We start from the raw sequence: 24,095 nt of genomic DNA, 5'->3' as shown, positions 1-24,095 counted from the left end.
AGGATGCCGAGCGCATTTGGCGCAATGCTCTTGCGGTCAGCGAGGCTGGCGCCTTCAAGCAGCTGAGCTGCCGCGCGCAGGACTGGCAGCCTGTAGCCGATGCGGTGACCAGACCAACTGGCCAGCACGGCTCTCTACAAACGCGGCTTATTGGCTGCTCGTGCTTAACAAGAAAATGGCCGGGCCTCAGAGCGTGGGGCATGAACGTCGCCAAACCGCGAGGCATGGCTCCAGCCCGAGTTGCTGTTGCCCGCGAGCTCGCCGTCAAGGCCGTCTCGTCGATGCACACGAGCTTCGCTGGACCCGCGAAGCGAGACGCTCAAGGCGCTGCGGCTGATCCGCACCGACTGCTTCCATTGAGGGAGGTTGAATTAGCGCAAAAGCAGCCCTCATCGAGAGCACGTGAAAACATCCATCCCCTAAATGTATTCACAACGGCAAACGATTACCGCCATGATTCGACGAGCGGTATACAAGGCGCTTCGTCGTGGGGGGCATCGGGAGATTGCGATGAGAAAGTTTATCCTGCAGCTGAAACAGCTTCTTAGGGGTCAACCAGCTCCCGAAGCAATCGACGACGAGCGGCACGATGTGAGCTTGGGTCGTGATGGCAGCGACAGAATCCACGCTTGTCCGGGCGACTATCAATCTTTGGCCCGCGAGGGCGATCACCAATCCTATGGCGATAAGGCATGGGACGAACTCTCCGGTAACAGAAACCATCACAAACCGCATGTTTTTGGGGAGGACAATGACAAGCTCTGCGGATTCGGCGAACACGTCCTCGATGGAGGCAGCAAGGATTATCTGAGCGCGGGCGTTGACTCACGTTTCCAGCATCCGACGAGCGGCTTCGATCCGAGGTTAGGGTGGAAGCCGCACATTATCGCTCTCGTCGATATCGAACGTGATGCCTTCATCTTTCATACGGTGGGATACTACAGGGAGGATTTTGGCACGAACTCCTTCGACAACGCCAGCGCACTGTCCGGCTACCCGGCGAAGTGGTTTTACACAGGCAAGTCCTCATTAAACTAGTTCGTCGCTATGTCGCGCCCCGACCCTATCGCCAGCCCGGTTCAGACACACTTGATCTCGATACCCTATTTCCTCAGCGCGTAGCCAATCTGGCGCGGCGTCAGTCTCAGCAAGCGCGCTGCCTTTGCCGTTACCCAGCCGGATCTTTCCATCGCCGCGATGAGACGCTCGCGATCGGTCATGTCCCTGTCGCTCACGCGGCCTATCCGAGCAGGCGCCGGCAGTGCCTGCTCGCCGTCAACAGGCGGGGCCGCACGGCGGCCGAAGCAAAAGCACCAGACGATTGCATGGGTTCAGTGGCGATCGTGCGATCGGCTCGGATTTCGGCGCAGTCTCCCTCGATGCGTGCTTCCATAGCATGGCGGAAAGGCATCGGCCGTGTGAGCAATCATAGTCGCTTCTGACGATTGACGCTCCCGCTGCCAGGGTCCCCGTCCGATGCACGCAATTTTCAAACTCGGGGACCGGGAAAGGCACAGTTAATCAGCACTTCAGTCGCACTCCCATCGAACACCATCGTAGGGCCGTTTTTCGCTGTTCAAATTCTTGAAATCGAAGCGGCAAGGAGCGGAATATCACTGCGCCGTTCACGCAATGGCGGCACCAGCAAGGCAACAACGCTGATGCAATAATAAAAGTCGGCGCGTAGCTCGTTCCTTGCAACAGCGTCTTCCAGGTTCCTGTTCGTGGCGGCAATCACGCCGACGTCGACCTTAATCGTCTTGGGAGATTGGCGATCTCATCGCTTGAAGCGCGATCGGCGCCGGATTTGCTATCGGATTCGGCGCCGCACTCGACCCGCCAATCTCGTTGCGTTCTTGTTTGCAACAGATCCTTCAAAGAAATTCATGGAACCTTCGCGACCGCAAATCGCTGTCAATGGTACGCTCACCGGGACTTTCACGTTCATTGGGCGGCAGAGATCCGTCGCCGAACAGCATTTGCGAAGAGCGCCAAATGGCAAGCCAGCAGGACGAGGTTACCACTCATGCGCAGATCGATTACAGCCAAGTCGCCCGCGATACGATACTCGACATTGCGGTCGAAGTAGCGCCGTAGTCTGGCTCTCACCGAGCCGTCGCCGGACATAAGCTAGGGCGTGAATGAAGGACGAGGGCAGGATCTCGAGCAGCGCGCGGGGCATGCTCATATTTTCGATCTCCGACTGAAGGGCATCATCAAGATGGTTGATCCCTACCGCGAGACGGCGACAGGACACTTCGGCGTGATGAGCCTGAGTTCACCTAGGAGAAGACGGACAGAGCTGACGACTTGCTCCGTGAAGCAGGACCGGCAACTGCATTAAGGCCCGCTGACAGCGCATCCCATAACACGTTTCAACTCGCTAAAGCCGCGCCTGGCCGCGGCACGCGCTTCGACATCATGCTGACGGCTGTGTGATCGACACGGGCGGTTACCGGAAAGGCGACAAAACATGCGCTACGACATCCTTATTATCGGAGGAGCCATCGTCGGCTCTGCGATCGCCTATTATCTGCGCGAGGAAGGGTTTTCCGGTTCGATCGTGCTGGTCGAGCGCGACCCGCAATTCGCGCATGCGGCAACGACGCTGTCGATGGCCTCGATCCGTCAGCAATTCTCGATCCCGGAAAACATCCGCCTGTCGCAGTTCACGCTAAAGCTGTTCCGGCGGCTGAAGGAAGAGTTCGGCGCCGACGCCGATATCGGCTTTCGCGAAGGCGGCTACCTCATCCTTGCCGGCGAGGACGGCTTGCCGGTCCTCAAGAGCAATCACGAGGCGCAGATGGCCGAGGGCGCCGACATCGTGCTCGAGGATGCCGATGCGCTGGTGCGCCGGTTCCCGTGGCTGTCGACCGAGGGCATTTCAGCCGGCGCCTATGGCCGCACCGGCGAAGGCTGGTTCGACGCGCATGCGATGCTGACGCTGTTCCGCAAGGCGCTGCGGCAGAAGAAAGTCGATTTCATCACCGCCGATGTCACCGCCATCGCGCGCGATGGCAATCGCGTCACCGGCGTGAGCCTCGGCAATGGCGAGACGCTGGAGGCTGGCATCGTCGTCAACGCCGCCGGCCCGAACGCCGGCAAGGTGGCTGCCATGGCCGGGCTTGAGCTGCCGGTCGAGCCGCGCAAGCGCAATGTCTTCGTCTTCGAGGCGCGCGAGAAATATGCCGATATGCCGCTGCTGGTCGATCCCTCCGGCATCTATGTCCGTCCGGAAGGCTCGGTCTACCTCACCGGCGGCGCCGAACCGTCGGAAGGCGACCGCGCACCCGATCCCGGTGACTTCGAGGTAAACTGGCCGCTGTTCGAAGAGGTGATCTGGCCGGTGCTGGCGACCCGCATTCCCGCCTTCGAGGCGATCAAGCCGACCCGCGCCTGGGCCGGCCACTACGACTACAACACGCTCGACCAGAACGCGGTGATCGGTCCGCATCCCGAAGTCGGCAATTTCCTGTTCGCCAACGGATTCTCCGGCCATGGCCTGCAGCAGGCGCCGGCGGTCGGCAAGGCGCTGGCCGAACTGATCGTGCATGGCGGCTATCGCACGGTGGATTGTTCGGCGTTCGGGTATGGTCGAGTCGCGGAAGGGCGGGCGTTTAGGGAATTGAATGTGATCTAACAACAACGGCGGCGCGACGGTCTCCTTTGGTGCCGGCGGGACAGAGCGGCGCCAAGAATAGCGACAGGCGGTGCCGCGGTACAAGGCCTTATGTTTAGCTTGCCCCGGTCGTACGGACCTTCGCTATATCAATGTGGAAGAAGCCGATCGGAAAGGCCTTGAACCTCTTCTTCGCCGGCCTGTCGACGTCGGCATCTGGCAATCGCCCGATGCTTGCGCTGCGGACATCGGTGCAATGAAGAGCGCGTCAAATGCGGGATCGCCGGCTGAACGCGCGAGCGGCAGCAGCGTGTTGCGGCGGAAGGCCACAAGAACGGTCCTCTCCTCGGCAGACGAGACCGTCGATCTCGGCTCCCTGGGCCGGTGGGCAGATCGGCTGTCGAACCCGCTTCTCCATTGCTCGGTCTTGGGTTGATGCCATAGCGGATCGAGGGCGACCTCAGGCTCGCTTCACTGTGTTGTATCGCTCGACGGATCGCCTCTGTCTTGTGGCCATGCCCGCCCCCGGCCCATCGGTGCATCCTTTTAGTCGGACGACAATGATGAACCATTCAAACCTCGGATCGAACACACCAGACTAGCCGATTATGCTGCGGCGAGCCACCTGGCAATGCTCGCCGCCGGCCTGCCGCCGAGCGCCAGCCCAACTGGTGAACGGTCCGGCGAAATCTCTCCGCGACAACCCCCCTCCATAAACCGCTCGGCAAATATCCGCTTTCAGTAGAGCCGTGCACTACAGACGAAGTGTCTTGCGACAAAGTCGAAATTCAATCCTCTTGCCCGCCTGCAACGAAGGAGATCATAGGGACCGTCGTTGCAGGCGCGCTAATGCCCGGCTGACGCTGGGTTAGCAGTCGGTCGAGCACAACGAGAGTTTCAGGTCAACGCCCTTGGAACCTATGTCACCACCCATCCATGGCGTGGATGCGTTTCATCAAAACAGACGATTTTACCGATGTTACGGCACGTTGCATAGAAACAATTCAAGGATGTAACCCTGAGGGAAAGTGGTTGATGTTTGCGTTGGCTCCGAAGATCATTTTCTGGTCTGCGCCGAAGACCGGCCCAGGGCGCGCGTCCATCGCGGCCAGGCACTTCCGCGATGGACGCAAGCTACATCGCATTGGCGCAGCATGACAAACTCCCGGAATTGCGCAGGCGCTTGCCTCAAAGGCAGCAGCAAAGCTGAGGGTTGTGGTGTTTTGGAAAGAGGCAATTTAGATGCTTGTTGATGGCTCAAGGATGGATCGGTTCGTTGTTTCGCGACGGCGCGAGGGTCTCGGTGATTGCCTGTGGTCTCTCGCGTCGGCATGGGACTACGCACATCGGACGGGACGGGCTTTAGCAATAGATTGGCGCGGCTCTTGTTACCTCGACAACCCGTTTGCGAATGCCTTTCCGGCTTTTTTCAAGCCAATTGAAGAGATCGGTGGTGTACGGGTCATTTGCGATGACGAGATCAACCACGTCTCATTCCCCGGTCCCTTCTTCCCGTCGTGGTGGAACAGGCCATCCATCGACTGCGTGTACCGTCCGGATGAACAGATTTTCCAAGAACGTGACGAGCTTAACAAGCTTTTCCAGCTCCAAGATGATTGTGAAGCCAACACAGTAGTGTGTGATGCTTGCTTGATGTGGCGTTGCGATGAGCAAGCCGAGCGAACGATATTTCAGAGCATCACGCCGAGGGCCGAAATTGAGGATCGGATTGAAGCGCTCTACCAAGAACACTTTGACGGGTACAGCATAATTGGAGTCCATGTCCGTCACGGCAACGGCGAAAATATTATGGATCATGCCCCTTACTGGGCTGATCCAAACGTTGCCTTAGAGCAGGTATGCACTGCCATTCGTATGGCCAAAGCGCAACGGCATGCAAGGCCTGTAAGGGTGTTCTTGTGTACAGACAGCGCCCGGGTTGTTGATCACTTGTCGGGCATGTTTCCCGAACTCTTCACCGTCCCAAAACACTTCCAAGCGGATCAGGCCGGCCCCTTGCACAGTGCAGCACTGGGCGGCACCGACGGGGGTTTTTCCGCTCTCGTTGAGATGTATCTCCTCGGTAGATGTGACACTGTCATTCGCTTTCCTCCGACTAGCGCCTTCTCCCGCTATGCCCGCCTGTTTGTGCCGCGGATCATCGAATTCGATTTGAATGACCCGCCTCATTTGATCTTGATTGATAACTCTTTTGAACGTTCCCCGGCTCCATGAAAGGGTTGGCTGCCCGCTCGAACTCTCTCTAGCCTTCGCAGAGGCTCCGTTCGCCCTGCCCAATGCGCCCCTTTCTCGCCACGCAATGCCGCCGCAGGCGAGCATTTGCACGGGCGCGCCAAAATCAAAGGATTCAAGCTTGTCAAAGAGAAAAGTCGCTTTAATCACCGGGGTCACGGGGCAAGACGGTTCCTATCTCGCAGAATTGCTTTTGGAAAAGGGCTATTCTGTGCATGGGATAAAGAGACGGTCGTCCCTTTTTAATACAGGCCGTATAGATCATCTCTATCATGATCCTCATGAAAGTGGGGTTGATCTTACACTTCACCACGGGGACTTGACAGACTCGTCCAGCCTTACGCGCGTCATCCAACTGGTTCAGCCGGACGAAATTTACAATCTGGCAGCTCAGAGCCACGTTGCAGTCTCCTTTGAACAACCAGAATACACCGCGAACTCGGACGCGTTGGGTGCGCTGCGTATCCTGGAGGCAATTCGGATCCTGGGGCTCGTCGAGCATACGCGCTACTACCAAGCCTCGACGTCTGAGCTCTACGGACTGGTGCGGGAAACGCCACAGACCGAGACGACACCGTTCTACCCCCGATCACCCTACGCTGTTGCCAAATTGTACGCTCATTGGATGACCGTAAATTACCGAGAAGCTTACAATTTGTACGCATGTAACGGCATTTTATTTAATCATGAGTCACCTACGCGCGGAGAAACCTTTGTAACGCGGAAAATAACGCGTGCCTTGGCTCGAATTAAGCTTGGAGTGCAGCCAACGTTATTCTTGGGCAACCTTAATGCGCGTCGTGATTGGGGGCACGCTCGAGACTACGTCAAGATGCAGTGGTTGATGCTTCAGCAGGAGCAAGCTGAAGACTTTGTGATCGCTAGCGGTGAGCAACATTCGGTGCGCGAATTTGTCACCGTCGCGGCCGCTGAACTCGGCATTGGTGTTCGTTGGGTAGGGGAAGGGGTCGACGAAGAGGGGTACGATGCAAAGACGGGAGCTTTGATCGTAAAAGTAGATCCCCGTTATTTTCGTCCTACAGAAGTCGAGACACTTCTCGGCGATGCCCGCAAGGCCAAAGAAAAACTTGGGTGGGAGCCCAAAATCTCCTTCATCGAATTGGTTAGGGAGATGGTTCGGGAAGATTTGCGCATGGCAGAGCGTGACGCAGTGCTGATGAAGCAAGGTTATTATTCACACTGTCCACAAGAGTTATGCTGACAACAGCGGCGCCATGCAGGCTTGTTGTTAAGTGCTATGGTGGCCTTCTTCAGGGGCGCCCAGAGCAATATCAATGGAAAACAAAAGATGAAGAAAGTCTATGTGGCAGGCCATCGCGGCCTTGTTGGTTCCGCCACTATGAGAGCCCTCGAGGCGCTAGGATCCTATGAGATAATAACACGTACTCGCGAAGAACTGGATCTATTTGACCGTAGCGAGACGCGCAGGTTCTTCATGTCGCGGCGGCCTGATTACGTCGTTATGTGCGCCGCAAAGGTTGGTGGTATACTGGCGAACGCTAGCTCCCCCGTCGATTTCCTTCATGACAACCTGGCGATTCAACTTAGTGTTTTTGATGCCGCTTACGCTTCCGGTGTCAAGCGGATGATTTTTCTTGGTTCCTCCTGTATCTATCCACGCGACTGCCCGCAGCCGATACGTGAGGAATACCTTCTCACCGGTCCGCTTGAAGCGACGAATCGTCCCTACGCTTTGGCAAAAATCGCAGGAGTCGAATCATGCTGGTCTTTTAACCGGCAGTACCAGACGCGCTATCTCACGTTGATGCCGACCAGCTTATATGGTCCCGGCGATAATTATGACCCCGGAAATTGCCACGTTCTGCCTGCTCTGATACGCCGTTTTCACCAGGCTAAATTGAACGGAGACGCCTCGGTAGAGGTCTGGGGATCCGGAAAGCCTCGGCGAGAGTTTATGTATTCGTCGGATGTAGGCGATGCCATTGCATTCCTGATTGGCTTGGCAGATTCGGACTTTGACGCCTTAACAGCCCCCGACACAGCGCCCCTGATTAATGTTGGCGTTGGCGAGGACGTCACAATTCGCGAGGCAGCGGAACTGGTTAAGGCGACGGTCGGCTGGGAGGGCAATTTGGTATTCGACACGACGAAGCCAGACGGTACTCCGCGCAAGCTACTGGACATAACGCGCTTGCGTAACCTTGGCTGGAAAGCCAAAACCTCTCTTGGTGCCGGGTTGCAAAAGATGTATGAGGATTTTCTCCGCGTTCATAAGGCTTGATGTGGATGCGCGCATCCTGGTTGGACTGCATGTCCGACCGGTGCAAGCTTGTTCAGCCAGGTCCAAACAGAAGAGAGGGACGCATACATAGCCAGGGCGGCCGCCATATTGGCCTGTGCTAACGTTGCCAAGCCGACCTCACTGCGACCGGCGATGCAAAGCATCACCCCAGAAGCGTGGCCAAGCCGCCGGTAAGACCGTATACGGGCCGCACTGAACGGCTGTGCGTGAGCGCCCTTAACTCAAGCCTGCGCCTCGGCCAAAATCTTCCCGTTGTCCGTCATGGGTTGCGGCCATGCTGAGGTGGTGAACCCCAGTCTCCCTGTGTCCTCATCAGCGTGCCGGCGTAGCCGCGATTTTCGACCCTCGCAGCGCGCAGCCGGTTCCATGGTTGCACGCTTGTCGTTCTCCGCCATTGTCAGCGCATACGGCGCAGCCGGCACACGAGATGGGCGGACGAACGATCCTAAACCTGTCCACCGCCCGAATTGGAAGCAGCGATCCGCGGCATTTCCGCCTCTTTCAGGAATCCAGCTCGCTCCGCGAAGCCGACAAACGCATCGCAGGCCACGCCCATCTGCGTGCGGCGTCTTGTGCTCGGTAGCACCGGTGAATGGCTGTTTCATGGACCAGACGACCGCGGTTGCGGCGACCCAGCCACGCCCAATTCCGCGTTCGATGTGTTTAGGGCGTGGATGGTTGTCATCCGAACAATCAATTTGCCAATCCTGCCGCTCCTATTAGAGGGGTGTGACCGAAACCAAGTGCCTCGGCCTGCGGGGACGCCCGACGAAAAAGCCTGAGCACCATCACCAATGCCCATTGGAGTGCAGAAGGCAACGATCCGAAGGCAGTGGAAATTGGTGCTGGGACTTCAGAATTAGCGTGCCTTGGTCCCGACCCTGCCGACGTCTGACGGCATTTTGCAGCGCCGGTGATGCTGCTTTAGCGAGGTGTGAATTTGACCTACAAGATCGATTATGAACTGCTGAATCGAGAAATGGCCGCAGACGATCCATGGCGGCTCGATGGCAATCCGTTCGAGCGGGAGCGCCATACGCAAATTCTCAGCTTGTCGCTTGCGCAAGGTCCTGTCGCAAATGCGCTTGAAGTCGGGTGCGCTGCCGGCGCCTTTTCGGAGCGACTAGCTCCCCATTGCAAGCGACTCACTGTGATCGATGTCGTGGAGCCAGCGATTACGCGAGCACGTTTGCGCATGAAAGAGGCGTCGCACATCAGCTGGATAATCTCCGATGTTCAACAGTTTTCGAGTGATGAGCCATTCGACCTGATTGTCGTGGCGGAGGTTCTTTACTACGTCGGAGATCTCGTTCAGATCCGCGCAGCAGTCCGCAACTTGGTAGGCCTGCTTGCGCCAGGCGGGCACCTGATTTTCGGGTCGGCACGCGACACCAGTTGCCAACGTTGGGGGCACGCTGCTGGTGCAGAGACCACTATCGCCATACTGAACGAATCGTTGACCGAGATGAAGCGCATCGAGTGCCGGGGCGCGTCCATCAATGAAGACTGCCTGCTGGCCCGCTTCCGAAAGCCGATTTCCGCTTCCTGATCAGACGAATTGTCGAGGTTGACTTGGAGTCACCGCGCCTCTGTATCAAGCTGACCTTATATAAGTGGATGTATAAGGGCGCCGATCAACAAATTAGCTGGATCCGGTGATGGTCACAACTGCTTAGATATCCGGCTTCTTCATGCGGCTCGATGTTCAGCGCCGCGAGCCTCAACGGGTTTTCACCCGACCTCCAACTCAGCGGCCCCCAGACGTTGGCCGAAGCCTTTCCGGTCCACACAGCAGGTTCGGAAGTGACGGGATGACCATTTCCCACCTTTCCCATTTTGCTGCAAGGCAGGTGCGCCCTCCTTCTCGCTCTCCAGGTCCGTCCGCCCGCCTTCACCGTCAGTACCGGTTGCCAGGCGGCACTCGAGAGCATCGAACAAACGATCCTTGTTGGCGAGCGCGACCGCCGCGCCATCGGGATGCCGCCTTTGCAGCAACTTGTCGAGCCAGAGGCTTCGCCGGAGCCTGTTTGCCGCCGGCGCTGTCAAAAGCTGCGCGATCGCCATCAATCATCAGCGTGCGTCAACGCGCGCCGCGTTTGCTAACGCCTAACAGTCGGACCCATGTTCCACTTAATCGCTGCTTCGGCACGAGGCGCAGCCACGCTCTGACGGCCGCTCTTGAGGCAGGTTGTGTCACCGACAGCTGCCTCGGTGTCGTCGTTTGTCGGGCCAATCGAGCACGACCAGAAGGTTCAGATCAAGGCCTTTGAACGCATGGTTTTGCCATCCATTGCGTGGATGCTCGCGATCTAAACAATCAATTTTACCAATCTGGGGGGGTGGTTCATAGACCCCCACATGACACGCACCGCCGTTGCTTTACCGCGTGGGGTGCACAAAAGAACCCGAAAAAAAGGAAGTCTTCGCATGCGCTCTGACGTGCAGTGGAGGTTGTGCTGGGAAAATGAGTTGCAGCTTTCCGATCACCTCGAACTCTCTGAGTTCTTCCGGAAGACCTATGAGCCTACCGGAGCCTTTAATGGAAAGCAATTCGCAGGCGGTCGAAGTTGGGCCGGTGCAAGACCGGAGGTCCGCGCAATCGGCTATGATGTGCACGGGGTAGCGGCTCACTTAGGCCTGCTGCGCCGATACATCAAAGTTGGCGACGCTGATCTGCTTGTCGCTGAACTCGGTCTATACGGGGTGCGTCCGGATCTTGAGGGGCTAGGAATCGCCCACTCGATCAGCGTGATGCATCCAGTGCTACAGCAGCTTGGCGTTCCATTCGCTTTCGGCTCGGTTCGGCCCGCGCTCCGGAACCATGTTGGGAGGTTCTGCCGCAAAGGCTTGGCGAACATTTTGTCGGGCGTTCGCGTGCGCTCAACCCTCCCGGACGTGTACCCCGATCTGCCTCCCACGCGAGTCGACGACGACGTACTCGTCATTGTGCTCCCAATTGGATGCTCAATGAGCGAGTGGCCGGCCGGCACCTTGATCGATCGGAACGGTCCAGAGCTATGAAGAACGCCCGCAATGATATCAGGCAGCGCGACCCGCCTCTCATGGCATTGATCGATCTGATTCCAGCATTGATCGCGGATCTACCATCCGCTCGCTTCCTCAACTTCACTGAAGAATCTGACGTCCCATGAACCTATTTGCCCCAGCCAGTACTATTGCCATCTGCTCTTACGCGCTGTTGTCGAGCATCTATAAAACCGCGCAGGTGTTCTACACCCTGCCTGCAAACGTATCGCCGACCTCGGGCGAACCGGCCGGCTGTGAGCCTTGGCCGAGCGTCGATGTCATTATCCCGTGCTACAACGAGGCCCCTCGCACCCTCTCGGACTGCCTGGCTTCCATTGCAGGTCAGGACTACGCCGGAAAACTGCAGGTCTATGTTGTTGATGACGGTTCCGGAAACCGCGATGCGCTCGCAGGTGTACACGAGGAATACGCTCGCGATCCGAGGTTCAACTTCATTGCGCTCCCAAAGAATGTCGGAAAGCGCAAGGCACAGATCGTGGCGGTTCGCCGCTCGTGCGGAGATTTGGTGCTCAATGTCGATTCGGACACGATACTCGCGCCGGACGTCGTCACAAGGCTTGCGCAGAAGATGCAAGATCAAGCGATCGGCGCCGCCATGGGCCAGTTGGCGGCTAGCAATCGCGATGAAACTTGGCTGACGCGGTTGATTGACATGGAATACTGGCTCGCCTGCAACGAAGAGCGGGCAGCGCAGGCTCGGTTCGGTGCCGTCATGTGTTGCTGCGGTCCGTGTGCCATGTACCGGCGAACCGCGCTTGTTTCGCTGCTGGATCAATATGAGACGCAGCGCTTTCGAGGGAAGCCGAGCGACTTCGGTGAGGACCGCCACCTTACGATCCTGATGTTGAAAGCAGGCTTTCGAACAGAGTATGTCCCGGAGGCCGTCGCAGCAACAGTCGTTCCCAACAGCATGGGTCCCTATCTGCGCCAACAGCTTCGCTGGGCTCGGAGCACGTTCCGTGACACGTTGCTGGCGCTCCAACTGCTGCGCGGTCTTAATATCTATCTCACATTGGACGTGATTGGGCAGAACCTTGGCCCACTATTGCTCTCTTTGTCGCTCCTGGCGGGGATCGCGCAGTTCGTTACCACAGGTACTGTGCCTTGGACGGCATGCCTGACGATTGCGGTCATGACTATAGTTCGTTGCAGCGTGGCAGCGTTTCGTTCGCGCCAACTTCGATTTCTCGGTTTCTCGCTCCACACACTCATCAACATCTTTCTCTTGCTCCCATTGAAAGCATACGCGCTGTGTACATTGAGCAATAGCGATTGGTTGTCGCGAAGCCCTGCGGCCACTGTGCCAGATACCGGCGGCGCCATTCCAAAGCCCAACTTGGTTGGATCTGACGCAGCTTACAGCGAACAGCAATAATCACGTGATCGCAGGTGGAAGAGTTTTGAGCCAGGACCAGAAACAGCAAGTGTTGAACCTGAAGTTGGACCCAGAGGATCTGCGGCAGATCGAGACTCCTGCGATCGAACGGGAATCTCAGGGGCAAACAAGCGCGAAGAGATCCGTGCCTGGCTCTTTGTCGACCGTGGCAGTCGATTTCGCTGGCGTAACCAAGTCCTATGGGAACAAGGTCGTTGTCGACGACCTGTCGTTCACCGTTGCGTCGGGAGAGTGTTTCGGCCTCCTGGGGCCAAACGGGGCGGGCAAAAGCACGATTGCGCGTATGCTCCTCGGCATGACATGCCCTGACGCGGGCACCATCACGGTGCTCGGCGTCCCGGTGCCGGCGCGCGCTCGGCTGGCACGTAGGGGCATCGGCGTGGTCCCCCAATTCGACAATCTTGACCAGGAATTCACCGTACGCGAGAACCTGCTGGTGTTCGGCCGCTACTTCGGCATGAGCACACGCCAGAGCGAAGCGGTCATCCCGTCGCTTCTCGAGTTTGCTCGCCTCGAGCGCAAGGCGGATGCGCGCGTCTTGGAATTGTCCGGCGGCATGAAGCGATGCCTGACGATGGCGCGGGCGTTGATGAACGACCCCCAGCTCATCGTGATGGACGAGCCGACCACCGGCCTCGACCCGCATGCGCGCCACCTGATCTGGGAGCGGCTGCGCGCCCTGTTGGCGCGCGGCAAGACGATTATCCTGACCACGCATTTTATGGAAGAGGCTGAGCGATTATGCGATCGGCTGTGCGTGCTCGAAAGGGGTCGTTACATCGCCGAAGGCCGCCCGCAGGCTCTGATCGACGAGCATATCGGATGCCAGGTCATGGAGATTTACGGCGGCGATCCGCACGAGTTGCATTCGCTGGTCAAGCCCCATTCTCAGCGCATCGAGGTCAGCGGCGAAACGCTCTACTGCTATGGGCCAGACCCCGATCAGGTGCGCACGCAACTCCAGGGGCGACCAAGTCTGCGCCTCCTTCTGCGTCCAGCCAATCTCGAGGATGTTTTCTTGCGACTGACCGGGCGCGAGATGGAGGAGTGAACGATGATTGAAGGTCTTGCGGCGGTGCTGCCCGCCAATGCGTGGAACTGGGTTGCGGTGTGGCGCCGCAACTATCTGGCATGGAAGAAAGTCGCATTCGTAGCGATTCTCGGTAACCTCGCCGATCCAATGATCTACCTTTTCGGCCTCGGTACCGGCCTCGGCATAATGGTTGGCCGGGTCGACGGTGCGCCGTACATCGCCTTTTTGGCGGCCGGCATGGTCGGGGTCGGTGCGATGACCGCCTCTACCCTCGAAACACTGTACGCGGCTTTCGCTCGCATGCATTCTCAACGCACATGGGAAGCCATGCTGTATACGCACGTTACCCTCGGCGATATCGTTCTGGGTGAACTGGCGTGGGCAGCCAGCAAGGCCTTCCTAGCCGGTATGGCAATTACCATTGTCACCGCAGCGTTGGGCTATACAGCCTGGCCGTCCGTCCTCTATGCGCTGCCATTCATTGTTCTGACAGGGTTCGTATTTGCCAGCCTCGCGATGGTCGTCACCGCACTTTCGCCCAGCTACGAGTACTTCGTATTTTACCAGACGCTTATCCTTACACCCATGCTGTTCCTGTCGGGCGCCGTTTTCCCATTGAATCAGCTGCCTGACACCTTTCAGCAGATAGCGCGATGCATGCCGCTGGCACATGCGATCGACCTCATTCGGCCGGTCATGCTTGATCGCCCGATCGGCGGCATCGCCCTGCACATCGGGGTGCTCGGCCTCTACGCGCTGTTGCCATTCTTCCTCTCGATGGCGCTGTTGCGCCGCCGACTGATGCGCTGAGAGAAGGAGATAAACATGCGCTATGGACGCAAATAAAACGACGTCGCCAGCATGTGCCACGAAGGGTTTGGCTGGCGTCGATTCAATCCCACAACGCTATGGTACGCCTGGTGCCTCGAGCAGAGGATCTCTCTTGGTCCGGGCCGACGTATGAGAATTCTTTGAGGCCGGTAATGTTGGCTGGCCTTCGTGGCGCGAACGACCACGCAGCCTGTTTCTGATCGAACGGCCTTGAGACAGGCCAATTTAGTCTTCCTGTACGATAATGGAGAGCGACATGCTGTGTCTAGGATTGAGCGGCGGATTGGACAAAGTCTATGAAAACAGATTTCAGATTCCCAACACATTCATGCACGATGGCGCTGCGGTGCTCGTCCGAGACGGACAGGTCATCGCGGCGGTAGAAGAGGAACGCCTCAATCGGATCAAACACTCCAACAAGCTGCCGCTTGGTTCGGTCCAATACTGTCTTTCAGCCGCTGGGGTTCAGCTCAGCGAAATCGATCGAGTGGCGTTCTACGCTACCGAAGACTATAGCAACGCCATGCTTGAAAACATGCTTGTTTCCCAGCCGGACGCCGCCATTCCACTGGATGCCAAACTGTTGATGCAGCAGCTGCTGGCGCAGGAGTTCGGTACCGAGCTCGACGCTTCGCGTATCTCATTCGTAGGTCATCATCAGGCGCACGCCGTGAGTGCCTTTGCAATGTCGGGCTTCGAGCAAAGTCTGATTTTCGCGATTGATGGCTCAGGTGATTTCCAGTCGGGCCTTGTGGCAGTAGGATCTGGTACTGAAATTACGCAACTCGCGACTTTCCCCGAGAACAATTCTCTGGGGCAATTTTACCTCGAGACGATCCGGTATCTCGGCTACGGAATGTTCGATGAGTATAAAGTCATGGGGCTTGCCCCCTACGGCGTTCCCGTTCCCTATCGCGAGCTTTTTGAGCAATTCTATGAACTCTCTGCAAACGGCGAGTATCGCGTCCACCTTGACCGCATCGGTCCGACTTTGCTCCGCAGCATTCAGGTTCGGCAAAAGGGAATGCCATTCACCCAGCAGCATATGGATGTGAGTGCGTCTTTACAGGAAGCGCTCGAACGCATCGTGTTTCACATTCTTCGCCATTATCGTGAGGCCACCGGGATGACGCGCTTGTGCCTGGCCGGCGGAGTAGCGCACAATTGCTCCATGAACGGCAAGCTGCTCTATTCAGGACTTTTCGCAGACATCTTCGTGCAGCCCGCATCGCATGACGCTGGGTGCGCATTAGGCGCCGCGCTAATCGTGTCTAATGAGCTGGGCCGCCCAGCGCCGCGTACGCGATTGCAGGAGGTCAATTGGGGGCCGGAACTCGCGAGCGATCACGCTGTCGAAGAGGAACTAAAGGCATGGGCGGGGCACCTGGAGTTTGAACGCACTGAGGAGGTAGCGGATAGGGCAGCCGAGTGGATGGTCGGTGGCGCCGTGATCGGCTGGGTGCAAGGTCGTTCGGAATTCGGGCCGCGAGCGCTCGGAAATCGCAGCATTCTTGCCGACCCCAGGCCCGCTTCAAACAAGGACCGGATCAACGCTATGGTCAAGAAGAGGGAAGGATATCGCCCGTTCGCCCCATCAGTGTTGGAGGAGGATGCGCGCGAATTTTTCGACCTCCCGGGCAGTGCTTGCGAATTTCCCTTTATGAATTTCGTAGTTCGTGTGCGCGATTCCAAGCGTGATTTGCTCGGCGCCATCACGCATGTCGACGGTACGGCGCGGCTGCAAACAGTATCGCGCAAGGCCAGTCCGGCCTACTGGGATGTCATCAATGCCTTCAAGCGGCGGACAGGCATCCCAATTCTGCTCAATACGTCCTTTAACAACAATGCAGAGCCGATCGTAGATTCGGTTGCAGACTCGATTGCCACGTTCCTGACAACAGAGCTGGATGGACTTGTGGTCGGGCCGTACCTCGTCAAAAAACGGGCCGCAACGCTGCAGGATTGGACTGCGCTCGCGGTTTCATTGCCGCCTTATGCATCCCTGCATAAAGTCCGCGAATACACGGCGCGGGATCGCCACGAGACCGTCTGCGAAATCCGAACGGATCACCGTGACTGTGCGCGTATTTCACATGACTTGTTCGATCTGCTGACGCGGATCGAAGGCGAAGCGGTGCTCGCGGATCTACTCGACACAATTACGCTGGATCAGGGCCTGCGCGAGGCTATTACAGGAGAGCTGCGCCAATTGTGGGAGCAGCGCCACGTTCGGATGCATCCCTCGCAAGCTGCTCGCGTCCACCAAAACTGATGCCAAAGTCTGGACGACCGACAATAGGGCCGAACCACCGGTCAGCACCTTCATATGACTGTCTCCGATCCAGTAGGCCGAGGCAAGGGTTCTATGAAACATCTTGATGACAGAAGGGAGGTGCGGAGTGAATGCGCTGATGGAACCGGCCGTCGGAGCGTTTTTCTGACGTTTGACGACGGCCCCGATCCATTTTTCACACCACAGATACTCGATGTGCTGGCGCAAAATCAGGTGCCAGCGACTTTCTTCGTCATTGGTGCCTACGCCGCAGAGCACCCGGATCTCATCCAGCGCATGATCGCAGAAGGGCATGAGGTAGGCAACCACACGATGTCTCATCCGGATCTATCCAAATGCGGCTTGGGCGAAGTGCAACATGAGGTATTTGAGGCGAACCGTGCCATCATGGTAGCATGCCCGCAGGCCTCGATCCGCTACGTTCGCGCGCCATACGGCGCCTGGAGCGAAGAAGTGTTCACTGCCTCAGAGATCGCCGGTCTGGCGGCCCTTCATTGGTCGATAGACCCAAGAGACTGGTCGCGTCCCGGCGCCGACGCGATCGTCGACGCAGTGCTCGCCTCGATCCGGCCCGGCGCAATCGTGCTCCTGCACGACGGTTGCCCTCCCGACGAGTCGAGACGGAGCACTCAAGCCAGTCTGCGCGACCAAACGGTTACGGCACTGTCCAATCTGATTCCGGCATTAGATGCATGCGGATATGAAATTCGCTCGCTTCCAGAACATCACTGAACGCGAGATCCTACGCCCTGCTTTCCCAGCCAGTACCGTGATCTCGCTTATGAAGAACCGTTTACGCCTGCCGGCAAACTAGTCGCCATTGCCGTTAGGGGTGATACGCCCGACCTCGGCTGCAAATGACCCAGGGGTCCTCGACTTCGCACACCCCCGGAGATCCGGCGCGCGACCGATCTGGACCACGTCGATGACTTCTGACTGGCTGTTTCCAGCAGGCCAGGTTGCCGGTATCTGTTGGTAACGCAAGGAGTTTTCGCGATGTACATCCCTCCCGCTTTCCGCGACGACGACAAGGAGGGCCTGCGCGCGACGATCCGCGCGGCGCTGCTGGCGAACTTCGTTACAGTCACCGCGGAAGGGCCGCTTGCAACGCCACTGCCGCTCTTGCTTGATGAGAGCGAGGGCGAGCACGGCGTCATCTACGGCCACCTCGCGAAGGCTAATCCCCAGTGCCATGTTCCCCCGATGGGCGACGGCTTGGCCATCTTCATGGGGCCGGACGCTTATGTGACGCCGGCATGGTATGCGACCAAACAGGAAACCGGGAAGGTCGTCCCGACCTGGAATTACATCGCCGTCCACGCCTATGGTCCGGTCGAGTTCTTCGAGCATGCGGGAAGACTGCTGGACGTTGTGAAACGTCTGACTGACCACCAGGAGGGCGAGCGCGCCTCGCCTTGGGCGGTATCGGATGCACCGCCGGATTTTGTACAGGCGCAACTCCGCGGAATCGTTGGCTTGCGCATGCCGATCACGAGGCTGGAGAGCAAGCGAAAACTGAGTCAGAACCGGAACGCGGCCGACCGCGCTGGCGTGGCTGCGGGCCTTGCGGCGAGCGAGCGGGCATCTGACCGCGAGATCGCCGCTCTCATCCCAAAGCCCGGGCGTCGCCAGTGATCGAGTACAAAGCGGGGCGATGCTTGGCGCATGAAGCAGACGGATGGCTACGAGTTAGCTCAGGCGATGTCTCAGACTTGCTCGAAGAACGAAGCGGCTAAGGCCATTGCCGCCATTGATGGCCAGTCCGTCTTCCGCCTCGTGCACGACACATTTCATCACACGCTCGCCGGGGAGCCATTCTTCTCCTGCGAACTGACTGGTCTCGTGCACATTTCAAGCGTGAACGATCCGATCCACTGGATCTACCCGGATCGCGTCCTAGTCGGTTCCGACAATGGCAGCCAGATCCGGGCGCTGCTTGATGGCGGCTACGGGGGACCCTTCTCATTCGCACCGTTTCTCGACGCAGCCGACCCGCAGGACGAACTTCGCAGACGCACTTGCCGCGAGCATTGATCTCGATCGACACGCCGGTGACACGAGTGGCGGCGTGAGACGCGGTATCAATCAGGGCTTGCGACCCTTTTTGGCGTCCCGCGGAGAAGTCATTCGAGACGCCTCCTGCAACAATATCTCTCGCATCCAGACGCTTGCCACATCGCTGTTGTGAAGGGCGGGCCATTGCAGCGCCTCGGTAAATGCGGGAAGCGGCAGCGGAAGTTCGATGATCTTTAGTGGGAAGGTTTTCTTGAAATGCTCAACCAGCCGGGAGGGCATGGTCGCTATACGGGCTGTGCCTGAGACCATCGGCGGGATCATGCCAAAGGCCTGCACGATAACCTCGACACGTCTCTTGAGGCCATGCTCAAGCAAAAAACGCTCCTCGATCGAGCCTTTCAGCGTCGGCCCAAACTTGGCCGCAACGTGCCTCATCGACATGTATCTCTCGAATGTAAGCTGCTGCGGCAGTTGCTTGTTCGTGGGGCAGCCCACGCACACGAACGTGTCGTCGAACAGCGCCGCTCTTGGATGCGCGTTCGACATGAACAATTCTGGACAAATCAGAAAATCGACGTCACCGCGCCGGAGAAGCTCACCGGGGTCCTCGTCGAGCGGCAGCAATTCGAAGCTGACGGCGGGTGCTTCGCGTGCAACACGCTCCACGACCTTTTCAAAAAACACGAGTGTGGCGAAATCAGAAAGAGTGATCCTGAAACGGCGATCGGACTGAGCCGGATTAAACGGATCCCAAGAAATAATCGAACTCTGGATTTTCAAGAGTGCGCCGCGAACAGCGGGCGCGAGTGTTTCCGCACGTGGGGTTAGAACACGTTCGCGGCCGTTCATCGTAAACAGTTCATCCTTGAAATAGTCGCGCAGCCGGGCGACGGCCGCGCTCATGGCCGGCTGACTTAAGTTGATGCTGCTTGCCGCCGCCGTAAGGTTGCGCTGGGTCAGCAGCGCGTCAAGCACAACGAGAAGGTTCAGATCAAGGCCTCTGAAGCGCATCGCTTTCACTTATCCATAGCGTGGATGCTCGCGATCTAAACAATCGATTTTACCAAACTTCCAGGGCGCTGCATAGACGACCGCACCTGAGATGCACCCGATCAGGCCACTGCTTCTGAGGGTGTGCTGGGAAAATGACTTGCAAGTAGCCGATTATTTCGAACTCTCCTCCATCTTCTGAAAAGGCAATTGGCCGACAAGGGTTTTCAGGTGGTCGTAGCTGGGCCGGTGCAAGTCCGCAGGTTCGCGAAATCGGCCCTATGTGCACAGCGCAGTGGCTCACTTGGACCCGCCGTTTCATCCTGCCTGGCGAGTTTGATTCTTGGTAGGCGAACTCGGATTGTACAGTGTGCATCCGGATCTTGAGAGACTCGAATGAGCCATTCTATCCGCGTCATGCGTCCGGTGCTGCAGCAGCTTGTCATTCCATTCGCATTTGGCACGGTTCGGCACGCGCTGCGGAACCGTAGCGAGAGGTCCTGCAGAGACGGCCTGGCGACAATAGTTCCGGGCGTTCGCGTCGCCACACTTGATCGCGACCGCCACTGCGCTCCAGCTTTTGCGATCAGGTACTGGGAATTTGTCCGCTCGGTTGCAGCCAGTCGGCCTTCGATACCACGCCGCGATCCGCGCAAGTCCCGATCCTTTTCACCGAAACTGGCGCGCTCGCCGTGCCCACGGCCGGTAGCAACCGCAACTGATGGGCTTGATTCTGATGCTTGATCAAATAACAGTTGGAGCGAAGGGACGCGGCTCGCGCCCAGAGGAAATAAAAGATCGAGACCTAAGCCTCGATTTCGCCAAAGGTGTACTAATTACTTTGGTAATAATTGGACACCTATTACAATATATAATTTATAGAGGTACCGACGACTTCTGGACGTCTCCGTATTATAACCTAATATACATATTTCATATGCCTCTCTTTATGGCGATAAGTGGATATGTCTCTTCCGGGGCAATTATTCGAAAATCGTTCCCTCAAGGGGTCCGTGATCGAGCAGTACAGTTACTACTGCCAATGTTTGTTTGGTGCGCGTTTATTTTCGCCCTAAAGACCGTTACGATCTATCCAACGAAGAGTCCAACTGATGTATTGCTGGATCTATCGAAGGAAATCATGGGAACATACTGGTTCATATGGGCGGCGTTTATTTCATTCGTCCTAGTTCGTGTTTTTGCAACTTTCAAACAGCTACCGATGTGGATCATAAGCGCATCCGCCATCGGGGTCGCATTCGCGCCCGTCACATTGTCAATAGCCCCGTTGGTAAGATACACTTACCCATTTTATTGTTTGGGGGTCTTGTTTGCCCAGCCAATTGGATGGCAGAAAAGTATCATCTGGACTCACAAATCGACCTTTGTACTCTTGCTTTCGATAGTAGCTTTCATATCCTTACTTCTGTGGGATAAGCAGACCTACGCCTTCAACAATCATGTTTTGATAGATGATGAAGAATCAGCCAAACAAGTGCTGCTGATGTTCGCCGGCTCTGCAGCGGCTTCCACGGTGGCAATGCAGTTTATGGTCCAATGCTGGAGAGCCGCCTCCTCCACTAGAATAGCTCAGTTTGTCGCGATGCAGCTCGGTCAGAGCACGCTGCTCGTTTATCTTGTTCAGGGTGCCGCGTTTCGCCTCATGGATTTCATCCAGTTTGGAGAAGCCTGGAATCTGACGACCAGAATTGCCTTCGCAAGTGTGCTTGGAGTGACGATTGTCGCCGCAGCGATGGCAATTCGCAAGATTGCGCGCGACCTTGGATATGTGTCGCAGATCCTTGTCGGAGCGCCGCCACGCCCACGTCTGCTCAAATCTCACTCTGCAATAAATTAGCCGCCCACAATGGTCGCGATGACAAGCAACGACGTTACGGACAGATGAGGCATGCGTTTCAAAGGCCTTGATCTGAACCTTCTCGTCGTGCTCGACGCACTGCTGACCGAGCGCAACCTTACGGCGGCGGCAAGCAGCATCAACCTAAGTCAGCCGGCCATGAGCGCGGCCGTCGGCCGGCTGCGCGATTATTTCAACGATGAACTGTTTACGATGAGAGGCCGCGAACGTGTTCTAACCCCACGTGCGGAAACACTCGCGCCCGCTGTTCGCGGCGCACTCTTTCACATCCAGTGCTCGATAATTTCTTGGGATCCGTTTAAACCGGCTCAATCCGATCGCCGCTTCCGGATCATAGTTTCGGATTTCGTCACACTCGTGTTTTTTGAAAAGGTCGTGGAGCGTGTTGCACGCGAAGCACCCGCCGTCAGCTTCGAATTGCTGCCGCTCGACGACGATCTCGATGAGCTTCTCCGGCGCGGTGACGTCGATTTTCTGATTCTTCCGGAATTGTTCATGTCGAGCGCGCATCCGAGAGCGGCTCTGTTCGACGAGACATTCGTGTGCGTAGGCTGCCCGACGAACAAGCAACTGCCACAGCAGCTTACATTCGAGAGGTACGTGTCGATGAAGCACATTGCGTACAGGGTGGGCCGTGCCCAGATGCCATCCATCGAGGAAAGGTTTTTGCTTGAGAATGGTCTCAAGAGGCAAGTCGAGATCATCGTGCCGGCCTTTAGCATGATCCCGCCGATGATCTCAGGCACAGCCCGCATAGCGACCATGCCCTTCCGGCTGGTTGAGCATTTCAAAAAGACCTTCCCTCTGCGGATCGTCGAACTTCCGCGGCCACTACCCACGTTCACCGAGGCCGTCCAATGGCCCACCCTTCACAACAGCGATCCGGCAAGCACCTGGATGCGGCAGATAATGTTGCAAGAGGCGTCCCGCATGTGAAGCAGCGGGCGCTCCCGGGTCAACGGCATGCAAATCGATGATCTTGCATGACAGTGTGGTGCTGATTTTCCGGCGATGCTGAAGATGCAATCGCATCAGCCGCGCGGTGCGCCGCGTGCTGCACTGGCGTGCGTCAGGCGGTCTAAATTACCAAGCAGCCCAATGTCTTCCCGCTTTGGTAGTCATCAGCGACGAACCGATGAGGCTCGCGAAAGGCATGACGGCAATGCCGCGCGAGCGGGCACGGGTGGAAAACCATATTTGCGAGTATGCCGGATGTGGGATGCGTGCGCCGTTCGGCTTTGCCAAGCCAAAGGCAAGAGCCGCATCCGTTCTGCTTCGGGCATCGAGCGCACAGTGACCAGTATTTGCCGGGGCAAGATGATCACTCCGCCAAAAACGTCAATTTGACTACTCGCATAGCTCGATCGATTGCCAGCAGGCTATGGAGCAGGATCTCTCAATACTTTCTTTACTGCGGCTAGTGCGACATTCCGGCAGGAGCAACGGAGGTCGGAAATTATGGCCCGCAAAGTCGAGTTCCAGGATGACGATGTGCTGGTCACGTCGCACAACCCGCTGAGTGGCACCTTGCTGCTGATCACGGATGACGATGATGAGGTCGAACTGCAACTCGACAAGGAAACCGCCGAGGCATTGCTGAGTGCGCTGGGAGCCTTTCTGATGGAAGGCGTGGTCGGTCCCCTATAGCTTCCCCTGCCAAACCCACAAGCGTGCGTTCCTGCCGACCGCGGTCGTACGCCGCCCTTGCCTGTACTCGCCTCGGACTTGCCAGCGGGGCGACTCCGCTCCCCGATGTGTCGAGGTTTCAACCACAGGTGCGGTCCGCTTCTCCTCAATCAAACGCGCGCAGTCGCCCAGCGTTGGGAGGTGCCAACACTCTTCGACGTTTGCCTCGTCGAGGGAAACGAACCACCATTCTTTCTTCCCGGCGACGGCATCAGATGCTCTTCCGAAACATCGCTGAGGTCGAAGTCGTCGAACCGCACCCGAAGGATCCCGAGGGCCTTCGAATAAAATAGCCTTCGTCGATACGGATCCGCTTCGAGCGGATCCGGCCGACCGGGCTCGGGCTATCATATCGGCAAGGCGGTCTTCAAAAGTGTGCCGCCTTCCACAACGCCGATGCCGCCGCGCGGGTCGCGGAGCAAGTCTACTCAACCCATTCACAGCGCGACTTGGTGCTGGCCGATCTCAGCCGAAGGACGGCTACCTGGGGACCAGAAAGTGGGGGCCGAGGCCATCCATCCGGAGTGCCCGGCCATTGACAATCTGTGCTGGGTTTCGCACCGGACCGTGCTCACAATTGTGCTCTTCGGGTTGCTGCAATCGATCTCGCACGTGGACCCTGCAAGGAGCATGCTTGAGGATGTGGAACCTCTACTCTGACTTCCTGACCACTGACGAAGCTGTCGGGGTCAACGTGGTCGGCTACATGCCCGGCGCCGTGGCGGATTAGTTCGGCCGAGCAAAATGGCCGTGCAGGTCCTTGAATC

At 57.6% G+C, this 24,095-nt stretch carries 20 protein-coding genes and 3 pseudogenes; 19 read left to right on the top strand and 4 right to left on the bottom strand.

The annotated features are described in order from the left end of the window. Positions 1 to 510: 510 nt before the first annotated feature. Complete coding sequence (locus AC0L2U_RS28230; protein WP_473602984.1) at positions 511 to 1,038, top strand: hypothetical protein; 528 nt, start codon at positions 511 to 513, stop codon at positions 1,036 to 1,038. A 65-nt stretch (positions 1,039 to 1,103) separates the two neighbouring features. Here AC0L2U_RS28230 and AC0L2U_RS28225 read toward each other — a convergent pair. After that, positions 1,104 to 1,768, bottom strand: a pseudogene (locus AC0L2U_RS28225) (helix-turn-helix domain-containing protein); the annotation flags it as partial. 705 nt (positions 1,769 to 2,473) lie between these two features. Between AC0L2U_RS28225 and AC0L2U_RS28220 the strand changes: the two are divergent. Next, complete coding sequence (locus AC0L2U_RS28220) at positions 2,474 to 3,640, top strand: NAD(P)/FAD-dependent oxidoreductase (protein ID WP_473602983.1); 1,167 nt, start codon at positions 2,474 to 2,476, stop codon at positions 3,638 to 3,640. Between the two features lie 109 nt (positions 3,641 to 3,749). Here AC0L2U_RS28220 and AC0L2U_RS28215 read toward each other — a convergent pair. Then, positions 3,750 to 4,161, bottom strand: a pseudogene (locus tag AC0L2U_RS28215) (transposase family protein); the annotation flags it as partial. A 700-nt stretch (positions 4,162 to 4,861) separates the two neighbouring features. Between AC0L2U_RS28215 and AC0L2U_RS28210 the strand changes: the two are divergent. The 4 genes from AC0L2U_RS28210 (at position 4,862) to nodS (ending at position 9,705) form a co-directional block, all read left to right on the top strand. Then, a complete protein-coding gene (locus AC0L2U_RS28210; RefSeq protein ID WP_473602982.1) occupies positions 4,862 to 5,854 on the top strand; it encodes a nodulation protein NodZ in 993 nt (330 codons plus the stop codon). A 139-nt stretch (positions 5,855 to 5,993) separates the two neighbouring features. Beyond that, positions 5,994 to 7,094 (top strand): GDP-mannose 4,6-dehydratase, encoded by a 1,101-nt coding sequence (gmd, locus tag AC0L2U_RS28205; RefSeq protein ID WP_473602981.1) that lies wholly within the window; start codon positions 5,994 to 5,996, stop codon positions 7,092 to 7,094. A gap of 87 nt (positions 7,095 to 7,181) precedes the next feature. Beyond that, the gene (locus AC0L2U_RS28200; protein ID WP_473565000.1) at positions 7,182 to 8,135 is read left to right on the top strand and encodes a GDP-L-fucose synthase family protein; all 954 of its coding nucleotides are present in this window, start codon (positions 7,182 to 7,184) and stop codon (positions 8,133 to 8,135) included. 955 nt (positions 8,136 to 9,090) lie between these two features. Further along, positions 9,091 to 9,705, top strand: coding sequence for a nodulation methyltransferase NodS (gene nodS / locus AC0L2U_RS28195; RefSeq protein WP_473602980.1), 615 nt, complete (start codon positions 9,091 to 9,093; stop codon positions 9,703 to 9,705). A 182-nt stretch (positions 9,706 to 9,887) separates the two neighbouring features. On the opposite strand, the gene AC0L2U_RS28190 is transcribed toward nodS, so the two are convergent. Beyond that, the gene (locus AC0L2U_RS28190; protein WP_473602979.1) at positions 9,888 to 10,220 is read right to left on the bottom strand and encodes a hypothetical protein; all 333 of its coding nucleotides are present in this window, start codon (positions 10,218 to 10,220) and stop codon (positions 9,888 to 9,890) included. 363 nt (positions 10,221 to 10,583) lie between these two features. Here AC0L2U_RS28190 and AC0L2U_RS28185 point away from each other — a divergent pair, with 363 nt between their 5' ends. The 8 genes and pseudogenes from AC0L2U_RS28185 to AC0L2U_RS28150 all read left to right on the top strand — a co-directional run. Then, on the top strand, positions 10,584 to 11,177 hold the full coding sequence (locus AC0L2U_RS28185) for a NodA family N-acyltransferase (RefSeq protein WP_473565005.1): 594 nt from the start codon (positions 10,584 to 10,586) through the stop codon (positions 11,175 to 11,177). Between the two features lie 127 nt (positions 11,178 to 11,304). Then, positions 11,305 to 12,579 (top strand): chitooligosaccharide synthase NodC, encoded by a 1,275-nt coding sequence (nodC, locus tag AC0L2U_RS28180; RefSeq protein ID WP_473565006.1) that lies wholly within the window; start codon positions 11,305 to 11,307, stop codon positions 12,577 to 12,579. A gap of 49 nt (positions 12,580 to 12,628) precedes the next feature. After that, on the top strand, positions 12,629 to 13,651 hold the full coding sequence (gene nodI / locus AC0L2U_RS28175; protein WP_473602999.1) for a nodulation factor ABC transporter ATP-binding protein NodI: 1,023 nt from the start codon (positions 12,629 to 12,631) through the stop codon (positions 13,649 to 13,651). Between the two features lie 3 nt (positions 13,652 to 13,654). Then, positions 13,655 to 14,443: an ABC transporter permease gene (locus AC0L2U_RS28170; RefSeq protein WP_473565008.1), complete on the top strand. Its 789-nt coding sequence runs from the start codon at positions 13,655 to 13,657 to the stop codon at positions 14,441 to 14,443. Positions 14,444 to 14,720: 277 nt separating this feature from the next. Continuing rightward, on the top strand, positions 14,721 to 16,736 hold the full coding sequence (locus tag AC0L2U_RS28165) for a carbamoyltransferase family protein (RefSeq protein ID WP_473602978.1): 2,016 nt from the start codon (positions 14,721 to 14,723) through the stop codon (positions 16,734 to 16,736). Between the two features lie 93 nt (positions 16,737 to 16,829). Next, positions 16,830 to 17,489 carry a chitooligosaccharide deacetylase NodB gene (gene nodB / locus AC0L2U_RS28160; RefSeq protein ID WP_473602977.1) on the top strand — a complete coding sequence of 220 codons (660 nt, stop codon included), beginning with the start codon at positions 16,830 to 16,832 and terminating at the stop codon, positions 17,487 to 17,489. 264 nt (positions 17,490 to 17,753) lie between these two features. Continuing rightward, positions 17,754 to 18,392 carry an FMN-binding negative transcriptional regulator gene (locus tag AC0L2U_RS28155; RefSeq protein ID WP_473602976.1) on the top strand — a complete coding sequence of 213 codons (639 nt, stop codon included), beginning with the start codon at positions 17,754 to 17,756 and terminating at the stop codon, positions 18,390 to 18,392. A gap of 72 nt (positions 18,393 to 18,464) precedes the next feature. Further along, positions 18,465 to 18,804, top strand: a pseudogene (locus tag AC0L2U_RS28150) (TIM barrel protein); the annotation flags it as partial. 38 nt (positions 18,805 to 18,842) lie between these two features. Here AC0L2U_RS28150 and AC0L2U_RS28145 read toward each other — a convergent pair. Further along, entirely contained in the window at positions 18,843 to 19,784 is a 942-nt protein-coding gene (locus AC0L2U_RS28145) for a LysR family transcriptional regulator (protein ID WP_473602975.1), read from the bottom strand. Between the two features lie 152 nt (positions 19,785 to 19,936). On the opposite strand from AC0L2U_RS28145, the gene AC0L2U_RS28140 reads away from it, so the two are divergent. The 5 genes from AC0L2U_RS28140 (at position 19,937) to AC0L2U_RS28120 (ending at position 23,289) form a co-directional block, all read left to right on the top strand. After that, entirely contained in the window at positions 19,937 to 20,113 is a 177-nt protein-coding gene (locus AC0L2U_RS28140; protein ID WP_473602998.1) for a hypothetical protein, read from the top strand. A gap of 46 nt (positions 20,114 to 20,159) precedes the next feature. Further along, positions 20,160 to 20,507, top strand: a complete 348-nt coding sequence (locus AC0L2U_RS28135; protein WP_473602974.1) for a hypothetical protein — start codon at positions 20,160 to 20,162, stop codon at positions 20,505 to 20,507. Further along, positions 20,500 to 21,621: a nodulation factor fucose acetyltransferase NolL gene (gene nolL, locus AC0L2U_RS28130; RefSeq protein WP_473602996.1), complete on the top strand. Its 1,122-nt coding sequence runs from the start codon at positions 20,500 to 20,502 to the stop codon at positions 21,619 to 21,621. The genes AC0L2U_RS28135 and nolL overlap by 8 nt, the downstream gene beginning before the upstream one ends. 51 nt (positions 21,622 to 21,672) lie before the next feature. Then, a complete protein-coding gene (locus tag AC0L2U_RS28125) occupies positions 21,673 to 22,578 on the top strand; it encodes a LysR family transcriptional regulator (protein ID WP_473564586.1) in 906 nt (301 codons plus the stop codon). A 522-nt stretch (positions 22,579 to 23,100) separates the two neighbouring features. Next, the gene (locus AC0L2U_RS28120; RefSeq protein WP_473602973.1) at positions 23,101 to 23,289 is read left to right on the top strand and encodes a hypothetical protein; all 189 of its coding nucleotides are present in this window, start codon (positions 23,101 to 23,103) and stop codon (positions 23,287 to 23,289) included. Positions 23,290 to 24,095: the final 806 nt, after the last annotated feature.

It is taken from the genome of Mesorhizobium sp. WSM4808 (assembly GCF_055811675.1).
Note: the sequence above shows the minus strand (reverse complement) of the source record. Positions and strands in the feature narration are given on the sequence as shown.